The following is a 15602-nucleotide window of genomic DNA, read 5'->3' on the forward strand; positions in this document are numbered from 1 at the left end:
AAAGCGCTCCGCGCCGCTAAAGCGAGAGAGGGCGGGGCTTCTCGGCGGCCTAGCTAAGCCTTGTAGCAGGCAGAAATACGCAAAGTTTGTGATCATTCCACAGCCGCCGCCGCGTATTCCAGCTCCTCTTCCACCACTTCCGGTGGGGCCTCTGCCGCTTGTCCTTGCTTAGCGGCCAACAGTTGCTCGCGGTACTTGGCTGCCATCTCCTCGGCCTTCTCGTAAACCAGCTTGGGATCCCGAATCATGTCGCCGGGATTGGGCTCCAGTTGCTTGGTGGACAGCGAGATCCGTCCCCGCTCCGCATCCAGATCGATGATCATCACCTTCACTTCGTCGTTGACGTTGAAGACGCTGTGGGGCGTATCGACATGATCGTGGGAGATCTCGGAAATGTGCAGCAGGCCGGAGACGCCGCCAATATCGATAAAGGCACCATAGGGCTTGATGCCCCGCACCGTGCCGACCACCACCTCGCCCACTTCCAGCTTGTTCATCTTCCGCTCCACCAAGGCGCGGCGATGGCTCAACACCAGGCGGTTGCGGTCTTCGTCCACCTCCAGAAACTTCAGGGGCAGCTCTTCGCCCACCAGCTCTTCTTTTGGCTTGCGGCTGCTGATGTGGGATCCGGGGATAAAGCCCCGCAGCCCCTCAATCCGCACCAGGGCTCCACCTCGGTTGGTAGCAAAAATGGTTGAGCGAACGGTGGCATCTTCTTTCTGGAGCTGCCGTACCCGTTCCCAGGCCCGCATGTACTCGATGCGGCGGATGGAGAGGGTCAGCTGTCCCTCTTCGTTTTCTTCGGTGAGGATAAAAAACTCGCGGGTTTCTCCCGGCTGCAGCATCTCGTGCGGGTCTTCCAGGCGGCTAATCGACATCTCCTGGAGCGGCAGAAAGGCAGCCGTTTTGGCCCCAATATCGATCAAAGCACCGCGTGGCTCCACCGAGAATACTGTACCCGCCACAATTTCGCCAGGGCTGAAGTGATAGTCGTACTTATCCAGAAGGGCGGCAAAGTCTTCAGTGGTAAAACCTACATCGGCAGCAGTGAATCGACTCATAGGGGTGCAGTAACAGATCAGTTGCGCGGGATAAAGGGTAGAAGGCCAATCGAGTTTGGCAGGATCCCACTTCCACTTTCCCACCTGGGGAGGATGTGGCTGGGAAATACCATCGTAGCTTAGAGGAGCGTCTTTTGTGGCAAGTTTCCCGGCATCTTGCCAAGCTGAAAGATAGAAGATTCGGAGGAAGAGCAATTGCACTTTATCGACCAAGCCGAAATTGAAGTGCAAGGGGGAAATGGCGGGGATGGCATCGTTGCCTTCCGCCGTGAGAAGTATGTGCCGGCTGGGGGGCCATCCGGCGGCAATGGCGGGCGGGGCGGCTCGGTGATCTTGGTGGCCGATCCCGGCCTGCAAACTCTGTTGGATTTTCGCTTTCAACCGGTGATCAAGGCGGAACACGGGGCCAAAGGGGGGCCCAACCATCGCAGCGGGGCCAGTGGTGCGGATCGGCTGGTGCGGGTGCCCTGCGGTACTGTGGTGTTCAATGCGGAGACGGGGGAATTGTTGGGCGATCTGGTGGGCAAGGGGGATCAATTGCTGGTAGCCCGTGGGGGCAAAGGCGGCTTAGGCAATGCCCATTTTTTGAGCAACCACAATCGCGCCCCCCGCCAATTCACCAAGGGCGAAGCGGGAGAACGGGTGCGCCTGCGCCTGGAGCTGAAGTTGATTGCCGAGGTGGGCATTGTCGGCCTGCCCAATGCGGGCAAGTCCACTCTGATTTCGGTGGTCTCCTCTGCCCGGCCCAAGATTGCTGACTACCCCTTCACCACGTTGCAGCCCAATTTGGGGGTGGTGCCCCATCCATCGGGAGATGGGGTGGTGTTTGCCGATATTCCGGGGCTGATCGAGGGGGCGCACTTGGGGGTGGGGCTGGGCCATGAGTTTTTGCGCCATGTGGAGCGTACCAGGGTACTGATTCATTTGGTGGATGGCACGGCGGCGGATCCCGTCAAGGATTACCAGGTTATTCAGCAGGAGCTGCGCGCCTACGGCCACGGGTTAATTGATAAGCCACAAATCCTGGTTTTGAACAAGATCGATGTTCTGGATCCCCAGCAGGTTGCCGAGCGCGCCCAGAGGCTGTCTGCTGCTGCCGGCACTTCGGTGGTGACCATTTCTGCGATTGCCAAGCAGGGGCTGGATGCCCTCTTGCAGCGGGTGTGGCAGTGCCTGGGTCGGGGATCCCAACAGTCTGCGGAGTTGGATCTTGTGGGGGCAAAATCCATCCAGTCCTAGGGCAGAAGAATCTTAGAATGGGAAAGCCCCTGCCTTCCCAGAACCCAGAGACGAGTGGCTATGTATATCTCGGCGGAGGATCTGCCACCGGATTTGCGTCAGATCATGTTGGCTGTTGAACAGGCGGCTCAGGCGAGGGCGGGAGCGTGTGTGGAGCTGCTGATGCTCCTGCGGCTGCTGGAGGAGTTGCACCGCGCGATCCTGGAAGGTGCCTTTCGGGAGTCTTTGCCCAACACCCGTCAAGCTCTGTATCGGGTGCTTCAGGATTTGGAAGAAGCGGGCGACTGGCCCTATCTGCCCCGTCTGCACATCCAAGCCCTGATGCAACAACTGAAGGACTGGCCCGAATCTCAGGGATCCCCGCCCGCGTCGGTGCCACCGACCCCCCGCCCTCTTGTGGAAAACCCCCTGGGGGGTAGCTGCTCCCAGTCTTGACCTCTTCCCATCTGCCCGATGGCCGAGTACTTTAAGCTGCATCCGCAACAGCCCCAGGCCCGTTCCATCCGGCGGATTGCGGCGGCTTTGCGGGAGGGGGCGGTGATGCTTTACCCCACCGATACAGTCTATGCCATTGGCTGCGATGTGACCCACAAACAAGCAGTGGAGCGGGTACGCCGTATCAAGCAGCTCTCCAACGACAAGCCTCTTACCTTTTTGTGCCCTTCTCTCTCACGCATTGCCCACTATGCCCAGGTAACCGATTCGGCCTATCGGCTGATGCGGCGGCTGATCCCGGGCCCGTTTACGTTTCTGTTGCCGGCCACCAAGCTGGTGCCCAAGTTGGTGATGGAGCCCAAACGGAAAACCACCGGCATCCGCGTGCCCGACTCGGCCATTTGTCAGGCTTTGCTGGAAGAGTTGGGCAATCCAATTGTCTCCACCTCTGCCAAGCTGGGGGGGGATCCCGTCGGATCCCTGGACTTAAGTTCTGGGCAAGCCTGGGAGTGGGAGAGCGACCCCTGGGATGAGGGTGGGATCTTTGCGGCTGAAGAGATGCGGCAGTTGGAAAAACAGGTGGATCTGGTGCTGGATGACGATGCCCCCCGTCGGGCCAAGGTCTCTACGGTAATTGACTTGACGGGATCCGAGCCGCTGGTGGTGCGGGCCGGGCTAGGGTATGAGCAGGTGGCAGATCTGAACCTGAAACTGGTGGGAGAAGACGGTTAAGGGCAGAGGGATCCCGCGTTCTCTAAAATAGGGTCAGTGCCTTCGGAGTGTGCCCATGTCTGAGGCCCTGGCTCAGCAAAAATCGGCTCTGCTGCACCTACTGGAGGCGACCGACCGGGGCCGGAAAGTTTCCCCTGACCAAAAAGCCCAGATTTTGTCTCAAATTGCCGCCCTAGAAGCGCTCAACCCCACCCCCAAACCAACATCTGCTCCTGAAGGGTTGGAGGGGAACTGGCTCACCCTCTTTACCACCAGCACAGCTCTGCTGCGGCTGGCCAATTTGCCCCTGTTCACCACCGGGGCGATCTACCAGTGTATTCGGGCCAAAGCTGGACGGGTCTTCAACGTGGCGGAGATCCAGGGATCCGGTTGGCTGGAGGCTTGGATGCCACGGGGAGTCTTGGCGGTATCAGCGCGCTTTTACCCCGAATCTGAGCGCCGGGTGAGGGTGATTTTCGAGCGATTGGTGTTCGGATCCCAAGCTTTGATGAGCTACGAGATCGAGAGTTTTCTCTATTTGCTCGAGCGGGCTCCGGAGCGGATCCCGGCTATTCAAATCGATATCCGCCGCCGCGAGCCAACGGGTTGGCTGGATATCACCTATTTGGATGAAGATTTGCGGATGGGCCGGGGCAGCGAGGGGAGTGTATTTGTCCTGAAACGGGTCGGCTAGTCGGAGGATCCAGAGGACTCCGTTTCCGCCCTTTCGTGAGATAGGTTTTGGGTTAGGGTGAAGCCTATTTCCTGGAGAACTTGCAAGGCGCGGTAGGACTCCCGCAAAGTTTGCAGCTCCTGTTGAGTTTGCTCCAGTTGCCGGGCCCATTCTGCCTGTTGGGAGCGCAACTCTCGATTTTCCAATTTTTTGCGCTGCAGGATGCGCTTGAGTTTTTGCTGCTGCTGCTGGAGTTGAGCCCGCTCTGCTTCTGCGTGTTGCAGTTGGGTCCTTTGGCGTTCCAATTCTATTTTCAGGGTGGTGACCTGGGATTGAAGTTGGCGGAGCTTTTGGCGCAGCGCTTGCTCTGGCGTGGGTTTGGTCGACTCGGAGCTTGGAGAAGGGGAAGATGTTTGTAGGTTTTGCAGATGCTGTTGTAACTGTTGGGCTTGGGCCTGCAGGACTCGAGACCGTTGCTGCTCGCTGCGCAGTTGGGCTTGGGCGCGTTCACAGGTCTGGATTTCGGCTTTCACCCGCTGCTTGATGCGGTCAAGGATCTTTTGATGGCGGAGCTGGGTTTGCCGGATCTCCTGAGCCACCTGCCAAGGGCGAGGATCCCCCTTAGGTTGTCGTGGCTCGCCGCCGTGGTCGGCAGGATCAAAGGGAGATAGGGTCGCCACCAGCGATTCTCGAAAGTCGCTCCAGGAAGCCGATTGCAGACCCATCTGAACCACCCGCCAGGCCCCATAGGAGGCCCCAGCGGCAGCCAGGATCCCAGGGATCCCGGCCAGGGAGAGGGAAACCTTGGGCAGGGTGGGCAGGATCTGATCCAGCAGCCCCACCACCAGGGCGAAAACAAAGATCCCGCTCCCCGCGGCAGCGGCACCTGAAACCCAAGAGGAGCGGGAGAGCATCATCGTTTTTTCGTCATCACAACCGCTAGAGCGGGAAAACCAGGTTCAAAAATGGCCTGTCTGCACTCAGTTTATCCCGCCAGCAGCCTCTGTTTCCCTCTTAGGGCACCTGCCATGCCCGTTGGTGGTAGCCCTCTAATTGGGCCCAGGGATCCCCAGCCGCTGCGTGGGTGTGGCCGTGCTGAGGGTGATGGTGAGAATGAGGGTGGTGATGGGATCCGTGCCCGTGATGGTGGTCATGAGGCTCGTGAGGGTGGTGATGGCTGGATCCAGCTCCAACCTCTGCGCTCACGGCCAGGCGAAACTTGCACAGGTGGCAGTTCATCGGGGTTTGGCCCTGCAGGGCTTCCTGCTCCAGTTGCTGCAGGCTGTGCAGCACCGTATCCACAAGGCCCAATTCCGGCAGCATCAGCCAGTCGATTTCCGGCTGTCGTTGTCGTTGTTGTTCCACTGCCGCCTCGATTTTTTTCACCAACACCCCCGTAAACAGAAAGTAGGGCAGCACGATCACCCGACGCGGCTGCCAGGACAAGGCCCGCTCCAATCCCACGGGCAGGCGGGGATGGGTAATGCCGATAAAGCAAGTTTCCACAGCGGCAAACCCGGATCCTTCCCAAAGCAACCGGGCCAGTTTACAGGCTTCGGCATTGGCCTCGGGATCGCTGGAGCCGCGACCCACAAATAGGAGCACGGTTTCTGCCTCTGGGATCCGCCGCGGTTGGGCAGCTATCAGAGCAGCCAATCGGTCTCGCAGCAGTTGCAGGATCTCGATGCGGATCCCCAACGGCCCACCGTAATGAATGCGCAACTGGGGATAGAGGGCCTGCAGGCGATCCAATTCCATCGTCACATCGAACTTGTTGTGGCGGGCCCCAAACAACAGCAGCGGCAGGACCACAATCTCTTGCCACCCTTGGGCAATACACTGCTGGATCCCTTGGGCGATACTCGGCTCCGTCAGCTCCAGAAAACAAGGGATCACCGGTCGATGGGGGGTGAGAGCTTGGTAAGCCTGGGCTAGCTCCAGAAAGGCTTGCTGCCCTTGGGGGTCGCGGGATCCGTGGCCGATAAGCAATAGGGGCAATGAAGGAGAAGCAAGCTGCCCAACCGAAAGGGGAGGGGAAACACTGAGGGTATTCAACACAAAAAACTCCGTTCCTTGTGAATCGCAAGGGGTACAGGACAACGGCAGGTGGGTGTTCTGGCTGAGGGAGGGATCCCATCACAGTTGCGTCACAGTGGCGGACTTGCACCGCGCTTTCCCCAATCTGCCTGAGCTTTTTAGGCTAGCTTGCCGCTTGTCGTTCACCAAGCCCCCTGGGGGGGATGTCCTTGTCTGCCAGAAGATAGCCCTGAGGCATGAGCGGTACGGCAGACTCATGCTCAAAGGGCAGCAAAACTGTTGCCGCGCTAATCCCCCTTGCCCCTGGGAGAGGGCCTAACGCCGGCCCGCTGGTCTGGGGGGCTGAAAGTGTCGCAGGCGCAGGGCATTGGCGACCACCGAAACGGAACTCAGGGCCATGGCTGCCCCCGCCAGCATAGGGTTGAGCAACCAGCCTGTAAAGGGATAGAGCGCCCCAGCGGCAATCGGGATCCCCAGCGTATTGTAGATAAAGGCGAAGAAGAGGTTCTGGCGGATGTTGTTGAGGGTGGCCCGGCTGAGTTGAATGGCTGTGGCGACTCCGCGCAGATCCCCCGACATGAGGGTAATATCGCTGGCGGCCATCGCCACATCCGTACCTGTACCAATGGCGATCCCCACATCAGCTTCTGCCAGAGCCGGAGCATCGTTAATGCCATCTCCCACCATCGCCACCCGCCGTCGCGGTTGTCTTAGGCTGCGTATGTAAGCTGCCTTCTGATCCGGACGGACTTGGGCAATTACCCGCTGAATGCCTGCCTGCCGAGCAACCGCTTGGGCCGTGGTGGGGTTATCCCCGGTTAGCAGGATCACCTCTAGACCCATCTGTTGCAGCTGTTGCACTGCCTCAGGAGAGGTGGGTTTGAGCGGATCGGCAATGGCCAACAGCCCCACCAGGCTCTGGGATTGGGCTACGCCGATCACCGTTTTGCCCTGGCTTTCCCAATTCTGAACCCGCTCTAACCAAGAGGGATCCCAGGGGATCCCCATCTCCTGTAGCCAGCTCAGCCGACCGATGCGGATCCACTGGTCTTCCACCCAGGCTTCTGCCCCACTGCCTATCCTTGCCTGAAAATGCTGGGCAGGAGGGATGGCAATTTTTTCGGCTTCGGCTTTCTGCACTACCGCCTGGGCCAAAGGATGTTCCGAGTGCCGCTCCACCGCCGCTGCCAGGCGCAACACCGCCAGGGGAGAGGAGCCGTGGGCCCAAATATCGGTGACAGTGGGACGACCTTCAGTCAGGGTGCCGGTTTTGTCCAAGACCACCGTGCGCAAGTGGTGGGCCAATTCCAGGCTGTCGGCACTTTTCACCAGGATCCCCAATTCTGCCCCTCGTCCCGTGGCCACCAGGATCGAGGTGGGGGTTGCCAACCCCAGCGCACAAGGGCAGGCGATGATCAGCACCCCAATCGTGTTCACCAAGGCCAGTGTCGGGTTATCGGCCAGCACCCACCAGAGCACGAAAGTTAGAACTGCCACCCCGATCACTGCCGGCACAAACCAGGCAGTCACCCGATCCGCCACCTGTTGAATTGGGGCTTTGGATCCCTGGGCTTCCTGCACCAGGCGCACGATCTGGGCCAGAACCGTGTCTTTGCCCACCCGCCGCGCCTCCATCACAAAGCTGCCCGTCTGATTCAGCGTTGCCCCAATCACCTCATCCCCCGCCGACTTGAGTACAGGCAGGCTCTCGCCGGTCACCATGGACTCGTCGAGGCTGGAGGATCCCTCTAGGATTACCCCATCCACCGGCACCTTCTCTCCGGGGCGCACTCGGATCCGATCCCCCACCTGCACTTCCCGAATCGGAATATCCTGCTCCACCCCATGGCGAATTACCCTTGCCGTTTTCGGTTGCAGCCCGATCAGCTTGCGAATGGCTTCGGAGGTTTGCCCCTTAGCCCGTTGCTCCATCCACTTGCCCACCAGAATCAGGGTGGTGACCACCGCCGACACCTCATAATAGACATCCGGGTGCAGTCCTTGCCGGTGAAAATAGTCGGGGAAAACCGTTGGGAAAATGGAATAGAAGAAAGCCGCGCTCGTCCCTAAGGCCACCAGCGTGTTCATATCCGCCGAGCGCCGTTGCCAAGCAGCCCAGGCTCCCCGGTAAAAATGCCTGCCCACCCAAAACTGCACCGGAGCCGTCAGCAGCAACTGCAACCCAGGATTGTGCAGCCACATGGGAAAGCCCGGGATGTCCATCCCCAGCATCATCGGCAGGGATCCGATCACCAGCACCGTGCTGATGCCCACCCCTATCGCCACCTTGAGCTTCAGTTCCCGTTCTGCGGCCCGTTGGGTGATCCGCTCTGGGTCTGTCGGATCGTCCAGTTGCCAATCCTCTTGGATGAGGCGCGCCCGATACCCCACCCGCTCCACCGCCCGAATCAACGCCTGCGGATCCACCAGCCTGGGATCCCCTTTGACGGTGGCCTGCTCACTGGCAAAATTCACGGATCCGGAGGATACTCCCTGCACCTGAGCGAGGGCCTGTTCGATGCTGCGGGCGCAGGAGGCACAGCTCATCCCTTGCAGGGCCAACTGCCAAGTGCCCTCAGGAGAAGGCGCAGAGGCCGATAGTGCACCCGATGACCCTTTATGGGCAGACATGGCAACACCTTGTTGATGAAACGACAGCTACTCTCCACCCTGGGCAGGGCGAAGGCAGCCATCTGTACAGAAATTCAAAACAGACGCCCGACCGTTCCCGGCCCAAAATTGACTAGGCCGGGGGATATCCCACCTGGGTGAGGGCCTGCCGCAAATCGCTCACAGACCGCTCAGAAGTAATCCGCACCTGTTTGGTTTTGGGATCCCCTTCCACCTGCGCCTGGGGATCCAGTTGCCGCACCGCTTGCGCAATGGTGTCCACGCAAGCCCCACAGGCCAGCTTGGGCACCGTCAAAACAACCTGCATCTTGGAAACCCCCCCCAATGCCACTGAAAGGATGCTAAACCTTACAGTGGGCTGGAAGGTCAAGAGGGAGGCTGAGGCTCGTCCATATTCCAGCGGTAGTCCACCTGATAGCCCCGCTGTCGCCACTCTTCCTCCAGTTGCACCTGTTGGGTGAGGGCTTTGCGCAGGGAGTTGATCAGCTCTTGCGTGCGGCCTCGGTTGCCAAAATCCTGTTCCTCTACTGCCGGAAAGGTTTGCCGCTCCAACACCCGCAGCAGAAATTCGTAGTGGATGTGAGCCGGCACAGGAATACGTTTCATCGGTCTGAGCAATCCTTAGAGATCCATTGTTCTTAACAGAGATCCATATGATGGAGGGTTCTCATTCACTGAGATGACAACAGGTGGCGCACAGCTTGGCCGGGATCCGGCTGGGTCACCAGCGCTTCCCCCACGAGCACAGAGCGCACCCCCCAGGCCCGCAACTGCTGCAAATCGGCAGGGGTATGGATGCCGGACTCGCTGACAATGGGCAGCTCGCCGAGGAGATCCGAGTGGGCGGCCAACAGGTCGCGCGTTGTGTTCAAGTCCACCGCAAAGGTTCTCAGATCGCGATTGTTGATGCCAATGAGCACCTGCCCCCTGGAGTCTTGCAGTTGGGGCAAACGCAACACCCGCTGCAACTCTTGGGAAGTGTGCACCTCCAGCAGAGCTGCCATGCCCAATTGCCGAACCAGCTTGAGAAAATAGCCCAAGTCCGCATCCGAGAGAATGGCGGCAATCAGCAGCACCGCATCTGCCCCCAGGCTGCGGGCCCAGAGGATTTGGTAGGGGTAGAGGATGAACTCCTTGCAGAGGATGGGGATCCCTGCCGCTTGACGGATCTGCCGCAGATACTCGCCACTGCCCTGAAAGAACCGCTCATCCGTCAGCACCGAGAGACAACTGGCCCCACCGGCCTCATAGCTCTGGGCAATGGCTACCGGGTCAAAGGGATCCCGGAGGATGCCGCGGCTGGGGGAGGCTTTTTTGACCTCGGCAATCAAGGAAACAGGGTGAGGAGACTGGGTAAGAGCCGCCACAAAATCCCGCACCGGCGGGGCTTGATCCAGTTGCCGTTGCAATTGCTTCAGGGGAAGCTGCTCCCGTTGGCGCTCCACCTCCTGTTCTTTGTGCCAGACGATCGCTTCCAAAATGTGGCGCGGTTTGGCTTCCGGCGCTGTTGTCTGGTACACCTGAGAGGCTACGACCACCGGCGGGGCAGGAGAACGCCGACGAACAGAAAGCGGCTCACCTTGCAGCTCCATACAACCCCCGAACACAACTCTACACCACACCCTAGACTACTTTAGTGCTCCGCCACCGGTTTGAATAGCTACCCCAGGCATCCCCAAAACTCATCTGGCGAAGGTGTTTTTTTTACCCTATGGTTGAGTCTAGAAAGGTGGTGTAGTCTTTATGCGCCTCGGCGAGCCATGTTCTGGCGGCCGTCCATTTTTCCCCGGCCAGGGGCAGTGGCTCGGTGGGGTCAAGGCTGGTGCTGTCCATGCTGTTTTAGAGGAGTTCAGGCGTGCTGTACCTAGCAGAGCTATCCAAGCCGATTGGATTTGCCAAGTCGTCTCTGCAATTGCTGGCCAAGCAGCAGCAGGACAATACCTGGGTGGCCGTGAACGAAGAATCCATTACCTTGGAAGGCCGCATCGCCCAGGAGGCTGGGCGCTTCAAGGATGGGTCATTGGTGCTGGCGGAAATCTCCGGCAACCGTCAGGTCGCCCGCATCAGCGAAGCCGCTCGCCAACTGGTGACCTATCTGCAAAACTTCAGCCAACTTCAGCTCAGAGCCCGCAGCCAGGAAGAGGAGATCGAGGTTTGGAAACAGTCCCTCACCTTTCAGGCGCATGAGCTTACCCGCCGCGAGATGGAGCTAGCAGCCCAGGAAGAAGAGGTGCAGCGGCTGTATGAGCAATACAAGAGTGTGGAGGAAGATCGCAAACTTCTGGACAGCCTCAAAGAGGAACTGGCAGCCCAGCAAGCTTACTTAGCTGAACAACAGCGCCTGATCGGAGAGCAGCGGGAAGCTCTGAATCGGCAGCGGCAAGAGTTGGAAGCCCAGTTGCAAGAAGCTCGCTCCAGCCGCTTGGGGGAGGCAGAAGCAGCGCAGCTACAGGCTTTGGTGCAGCAGCTCCAGGAGACTCTACATCCGGCTGGGGATCCCTTGGCGCTTCTGCAAAGCTTGAAAAGCCATATTCAGCAGCAGCAGGAGCACTTGAATCAACAGATTGCCCAACTGGAAGCAGAACGTCAGCAGGCCCAGGCCCGGCAAGACGAGCTGGATCGAGACTACCGCGCTTGGCAAGAACGCCACACCGCTTGGTGGGGATCCCGACAATCCCTGGAGCAAAGCCAAGCAGAGTGGCAAACTCGACGGGGATCCCTGCGAGCCCATCAAGAGCACCTGCAGAGGATTCTCCAGCAGCTGCAATCTCAAGAGAGCCTATACCAGAAAGCCTCTCGTCTGGTGCAGGAGTACGACTTTATCGTCGATGGCAGCAGCAACGGCAGGGCTGGGGAGCCGGCGATCTCGGTCGAGGAGCTGGCGGCTTTGGTCAGCCAACTGCGCCGAGATTACGAGCAGCGGGCGGCCCAGGTCAGCCAGCAGCGGGCCGAACTGGAGCAAAACCGGCAAACCCTGCGGGAGCTGCAAGAGCGGCTGGCCAGCGCCTCTCCAGAGGAGCGGTTTGACATCGAGATGGATATCGACTATGCCCAGTCTGCCTGCAGTGCTTTGGAAGAAGCCCTGCTGCCTCAGGAAAAAAACCTGCAGCGAGAGTATGAAGAGTTGACCCGCCAGGAAGCCCGCCTTAGACAGCTGCAAAATCAAGCTGCTGCCCCGGTTCAGGTCGATATTGGGCCGCTCCTGGAACAGATCGGCAGCCAGAAGCAGGATCTTCTCCAAGAAAAAGGTCGTCTGCAAACCCTCATTCAACAACTGGAATCGTCCTTGCCTTCTCAGCAGGAGCAGCTCGCCCGCCAACGGCAGGAATTGGAGCAGCAGTGGCAACACCTGGAGCAAGAGGAGGGATCCCTGCGGGCGCGCGCCCAGGCCATGGCAGAAACCTGGGGTCGCCTCAATCACCTGCAGGCCACCCTCTATCCAGAGCGGGATCGGTGGGCAGCGTTGGCAGGAGAATTGGCGCAGTTGGAGACGGAGCTGAGCCAACACCAAGCCAGAAACTCCACCGCACGCGACCACGTCCAGCAGGTACACTCTCTCTTGGCTACCCTCGCGCAGGCGTGAGGGAGTTCACGTTTCCTGTGGGGGGTGGGGAGAACCGGCGCAAGCGGAACTACGGCCTTAATTGAGGAAAACAAATCTGGTAAAATTCGCTAGCACCCTGCAGCCACTGGGGCTCCCAATTCTTGGGCGAGGGGACTGCAGAGGTTAGTGCGTTTTGCCCCGCTTCCTGCTTGCAGTTGCCAAGGATATTCCAGTGTGAGGTCAGCTTGTGCGAATTGCGGTCGATGCGATGGGGGGTGACTACGCTCCCGAAGAGATCATCAAGGGCGCCCTGCTGGCCCATCGGCAGCTCCGGGTCGGGATTGCACTAGTCGGTCGTCCAGATTCCCTCAAGCCCTTTTTGCCTCAGCCCTTGCCTGCTGGGATCACCATTGTGCCTGCCGAAGAGGATGTGGGCATGGCGGAAGAGCCGCTGATGGTGCGCAAAAAGCCCAAAGCCTCCATCAACATCTCGATGCAACAGGTGCGCTCCAACCAAGCGGATGCCGTGGTGGCCGCCGGGAATACCGGAGCAGCGATGGCTGCGGCCTACCTTCATTTGGGCCGGCTGGCAGGGATCGATCGCCCGGCCATTGGCGCTCTTTTGCCCACTTTGAAAGGCAAGCCGGTGCTGCTGCTGGATGTGGGGGCCAATGTGGATTGCCGGCCCCGCTTTTTGGAGCAGTTTGCCCGCATGGGATCCCTCTACTGCCAGTGCGTACTGGGGGTCGAGCGTCCGCGGGTGGGCCTGCTCAACATCGGCGAGGAGCCCAACAAGGGCAATGATTTGGCTCTGGCCACCCACCAGCGTCTGGCCCAATTGCCAGGGATCCATTTCGCCGGCAATGCCGAGGGGCGGGATGTGCTGACCGGGGAGTTTGATGTGGTGGTGTGTGACGGCTTTGTGGGCAATGCCCTCCTCAAGTTTGCCGAAAGTGTTGGCCAGGTGATCACCCAGGTGCTGCGGGAGGAGCTGCCCCGCGGCTGGCGCGGCAAGTTGGGCTGCTGGCTGCTCCGGCCCAACCTCAAGCAGGTAAAGCGGCGCATGGACTACGTGGAGTATGGCGGTGCTTTGCTGCTCGGCGTCAACGGCATCTGCGTGATTACCCACGGCAGCTCCAAGGCGCCGATGGTCTACCACGCCATTCGCCTGGCCAAAGAGGCGGCAGAACAGAAAATCCTACAGCGGCTGCAGGCGGAAATGGTTGACCCTCGCGAACCTGAATCCAACCCCAGGCGGCGCACCCGGCCCCTTCAGGTCTACTCTGGCTCTGGCCCGGAAGTGTTGCCGTTGGGATCCCTGGAAAGGACTTCCTCCCGCTGTCCCGAACCCGTGGAAGATGCCCAGCCATAGCCTCCCGACCGTGCGGCTGGTGGGGGCAGGGGCTGCCCTGCCGGATCCCTGCCTGAGCAACGACGATCTCGGCCAGATCGTCGAAACTTCCGACGAATGGATCTGGCCCCGCACCGGCATTCGTCAGCGGCGCATTCTGCCCCCTGAGCTGAGCTTGGTGGATTTGGCGGTCCAGGCAGCCAAGGCCGCTTTGGCTCAGGCCGGGATCTTGCCTCAAGACCTGGATTTGATCCTGCTGGCCACTTCCACCGGTGTCGATCGGTTTGGCTCGGCCCCTCAGGTGCAGGCAGCTCTGGGAGCAACGCGGGCGGTGGCTTTTGATCTGACGGCAGCCTGCACGGGCTTTGTCTTTGCAGTGGCCACGGCAGCACAGTTTTTGCAAACCGGGCTGTATCGGCGGGCCTTGGTGGTGGCGGCGGATGTGCTCTCCCGCACGGTGGACTGGGCGGATCGCACCACCTGTGTCTTGTTTGGAGATGGGGCCGGGGCAGTGGTTCTGGAGGCGGGGGAAACCGGCGGGATCCTCAGCATTGAGCTGCGCAGCGATGGCAGTGGCAGCGAGCTACTCAGCTTGTCCATGGCTACAGAGGCCAAGCCCCTGGTGGGATCCCTGCAGGTGGGGCAGTATCGCTGCTGCCCCATCACCATGAATGGCCGCGAGGTGTACAAGTTTGCCGTCCAGGCGGTGCCGGAGATCATCGAGAAGGCTCTCTTTCGGGCTGGGATCCCGGCGGAAGCAGTACAGGGATATTTTATTCATCAGGCCAACCAGCGCATTCTCGATGCGGTAGCCAAGCGCCTGCAGCTGGATCCGCAGCGGGTGGCCAGCGTCCTAGAGTATTACGGCAACACCTCGGGCGCTTCGGTGCCAATTGCCTTGGCCACTTGGATCGAGCAAGGACGCTTTGGCGCCGGCGATCTGGGGGTAATGGCGGGCTTTGGCGCCGGCCTTACCTGGGGGGCGATTGTGTTTCGTTGGGGGAAATGAATTGATGACTGTTGCCTGGATCTATCCCGGCCAGGGATCCCAAGCGGTAGGCATGGGAAGGGACTTGCGGAACTGGCAGGGAGCAGGCCAGAAGTTGGCTTTGGCCCGCCAGATGCTGGGATGGGATCCCTTAGCTCTGTCGGAAGACCAGATCCACCAGACCGGCTACACACAACCGGCTTTGTTCACCGTATCGGCCCTGTTGACAGACTATCTCTACGCCCAGGGTCAGGCTCCTGCCTGCACTGCTGGCCACAGTCTGGGCGAATACAGCGCCCTCTACGCTGCCGGCGTGTTTGACTTCGAAACCGGCCTACGGCTGGTGGCGCTGCGGGGCCAACTGATGGAAGCCGCAGGGGATCCCCCGGGCAGCATGGCGGCAGTGATGGGGTTTGACCGCGACAAGCTGGAGCACCTGTGCCAGATGATCCCCGACGTCACCCTTGCCAACGACAACAGCCCGGATCAGGTGGTGATCAGCGGCTCAGTGGAGGGGGTGCAAGCCGTCTGTGAGCAGTTGCAGGCCAAGCGCACCGTTCCCCTCAAGGTAAGTGGCGCCTTTCACTCGCCCTTTATGAAGGCTGCTGCCGAGGAGTTTGCCCACACCTTGCGCGCTGTTGACTTTCAGCCGCCGCGAGTGCCCGTCTACAGCAACTGCACTGCCACCGCCAGCCGGGATCCGCAAGCCCTTAAGCAGGCGCTGCTGGCCCAGATGACTGCCCCTGTCCGCTGGCGAGAAACCGTGTTGCAGATGGCCGCCGACGGCATCCAAGAGGTGTGGGAAATCGGCCCCGGCAACGTGCTGACGGGCTTGGTGAGGCGAACGGTGCCGACCCTGACGCGGTGCAATTTCAGCAACCTCAGCAGCTAGGGGATCTGCTATGGAGCATGACTCTAGTCAATAATAAGCT

At 60.1% G+C, this 15602-nt stretch carries 15 protein-coding genes and 1 riboswitch; of the genes, 8 read left to right on the forward strand and 7 right to left on the reverse strand.

Annotation, left to right across the window (positions count from 1 at the left end; translation table 11 throughout):
* Positions 1-92: 92 nt before the first annotated feature.
* Positions 93-1061 (reverse strand): 30S ribosomal protein S1, encoded by a 969-nt coding sequence (locus NW815_RS00285; protein WP_414329312.1) that lies wholly within the window; start codon positions 1059-1061, stop codon positions 93-95.
* A 195-nt stretch (positions 1062-1256) separates the two neighbouring features.
* Here NW815_RS00285 and obgE point away from each other — a divergent pair, with 195 nt between their 5' ends.
* The 4 genes from obgE to NW815_RS00305 are packed head-to-tail and all read left to right on the forward strand — an operon-like array spanning position 1257 to position 4140.
* On the forward strand, positions 1257-2300 hold the full coding sequence (gene obgE, locus NW815_RS00290; RefSeq protein WP_414389113.1) for a GTPase ObgE: 1044 nt from the start codon (positions 1257-1259) through the stop codon (positions 2298-2300).
* A gap of 60 nt (positions 2301-2360) precedes the next feature.
* Entirely contained in the window at positions 2361-2735 is a 375-nt protein-coding gene (locus NW815_RS00295; RefSeq protein WP_238376778.1) for a hypothetical protein, read from the forward strand.
* An 18-nt stretch (positions 2736-2753) separates the two neighbouring features.
* Entirely contained in the window at positions 2754-3467 is a 714-nt protein-coding gene (locus NW815_RS00300) for an L-threonylcarbamoyladenylate synthase (RefSeq protein WP_414389115.1), read from the forward strand.
* A gap of 55 nt (positions 3468-3522) precedes the next feature.
* Positions 3523-4140 carry a PAP/fibrillin family protein gene (locus NW815_RS00305; protein WP_414389116.1) on the forward strand — a complete coding sequence of 206 codons (618 nt, stop codon included), beginning with the start codon at positions 3523-3525 and terminating at the stop codon, positions 4138-4140.
* On the opposite strand, the gene NW815_RS00310 is transcribed toward NW815_RS00305, so the two are convergent.
* The 6 genes from NW815_RS00310 to trpC all read right to left on the reverse strand — a co-directional run bounded on the left by NW815_RS00310 (position 4137) and on the right by trpC (position 10379).
* Complete coding sequence (locus NW815_RS00310) at positions 4137-5036, reverse strand: hypothetical protein (protein ID WP_414350518.1); 900 nt, start codon at positions 5034-5036, stop codon at positions 4137-4139. The two genes, NW815_RS00305 and NW815_RS00310, sit on opposite strands and share 4 nt — an antisense overlap.
* A 97-nt stretch (positions 5037-5133) precedes the next feature.
* Positions 5134-6174, reverse strand: a complete 1041-nt coding sequence (locus NW815_RS00315) for a sirohydrochlorin chelatase (protein ID WP_414389125.1) — start codon at positions 6172-6174, stop codon at positions 5134-5136.
* 32 nt (positions 6175-6206) lie between these two features.
* Positions 6207-6343, reverse strand: a riboswitch (cobalamin riboswitch).
* Between the two features lie 128 nt (positions 6344-6471).
* Entirely contained in the window at positions 6472-8787 is a 2316-nt protein-coding gene (locus tag NW815_RS00320) for a heavy metal translocating P-type ATPase (protein WP_414389118.1), read from the reverse strand.
* 112 nt (positions 8788-8899) lie between these two features.
* On the reverse strand, positions 8900-9094 hold the full coding sequence (locus tag NW815_RS00325) for a heavy-metal-associated domain-containing protein (RefSeq protein WP_414389119.1): 195 nt from the start codon (positions 9092-9094) through the stop codon (positions 8900-8902).
* A 59-nt stretch (positions 9095-9153) separates the two neighbouring features.
* A complete protein-coding gene (locus NW815_RS00330) occupies positions 9154-9393 on the reverse strand; it encodes a DUF5340 domain-containing protein (protein ID WP_041436722.1) in 240 nt (79 codons plus the stop codon).
* A gap of 65 nt (positions 9394-9458) precedes the next feature.
* A complete protein-coding gene (gene trpC / locus NW815_RS00335) occupies positions 9459-10379 on the reverse strand; it encodes an indole-3-glycerol phosphate synthase TrpC (protein ID WP_414389121.1) in 921 nt (306 codons plus the stop codon).
* Between the two features lie 263 nt (positions 10380-10642).
* On the opposite strand from trpC, the gene hmpF reads away from it, so the two are divergent.
* From hmpF to fabD, 4 genes are all read left to right on the forward strand, one after another.
* Positions 10643-12370 (forward strand): pilus motility taxis protein HmpF, encoded by a 1728-nt coding sequence (hmpF, locus tag NW815_RS00340; RefSeq protein WP_414389122.1) that lies wholly within the window; start codon positions 10643-10645, stop codon positions 12368-12370.
* Positions 12371-12599: 229 nt separating this feature from the next.
* Positions 12600-13703 carry a phosphate acyltransferase PlsX gene (plsX, locus tag NW815_RS00345; RefSeq protein ID WP_414342611.1) on the forward strand — a complete coding sequence of 368 codons (1104 nt, stop codon included), beginning with the start codon at positions 12600-12602 and terminating at the stop codon, positions 13701-13703.
* Entirely contained in the window at positions 13690-14691 is a 1002-nt protein-coding gene (locus NW815_RS00350; RefSeq protein WP_414415608.1) for a beta-ketoacyl-ACP synthase III, read from the forward strand. Before plsX ends, NW815_RS00350 begins: the two co-directional genes overlap by 14 nt.
* 4 nt (positions 14692-14695) lie before the next feature.
* Positions 14696-15562 carry an ACP S-malonyltransferase gene (gene fabD / locus NW815_RS00355; protein ID WP_414390489.1) on the forward strand — a complete coding sequence of 289 codons (867 nt, stop codon included), beginning with the start codon at positions 14696-14698 and terminating at the stop codon, positions 15560-15562.
* The last annotated feature ends 40 nt before the right edge of the window (positions 15563-15602 follow it).

It is taken from the genome of Synechococcus sp. R6-7 (assembly GCF_047461695.1).
In the GTDB taxonomy this organism is placed as follows: Bacteria; Cyanobacteriota; Cyanobacteriia; order Thermostichales; family Thermostichaceae; genus Thermostichus.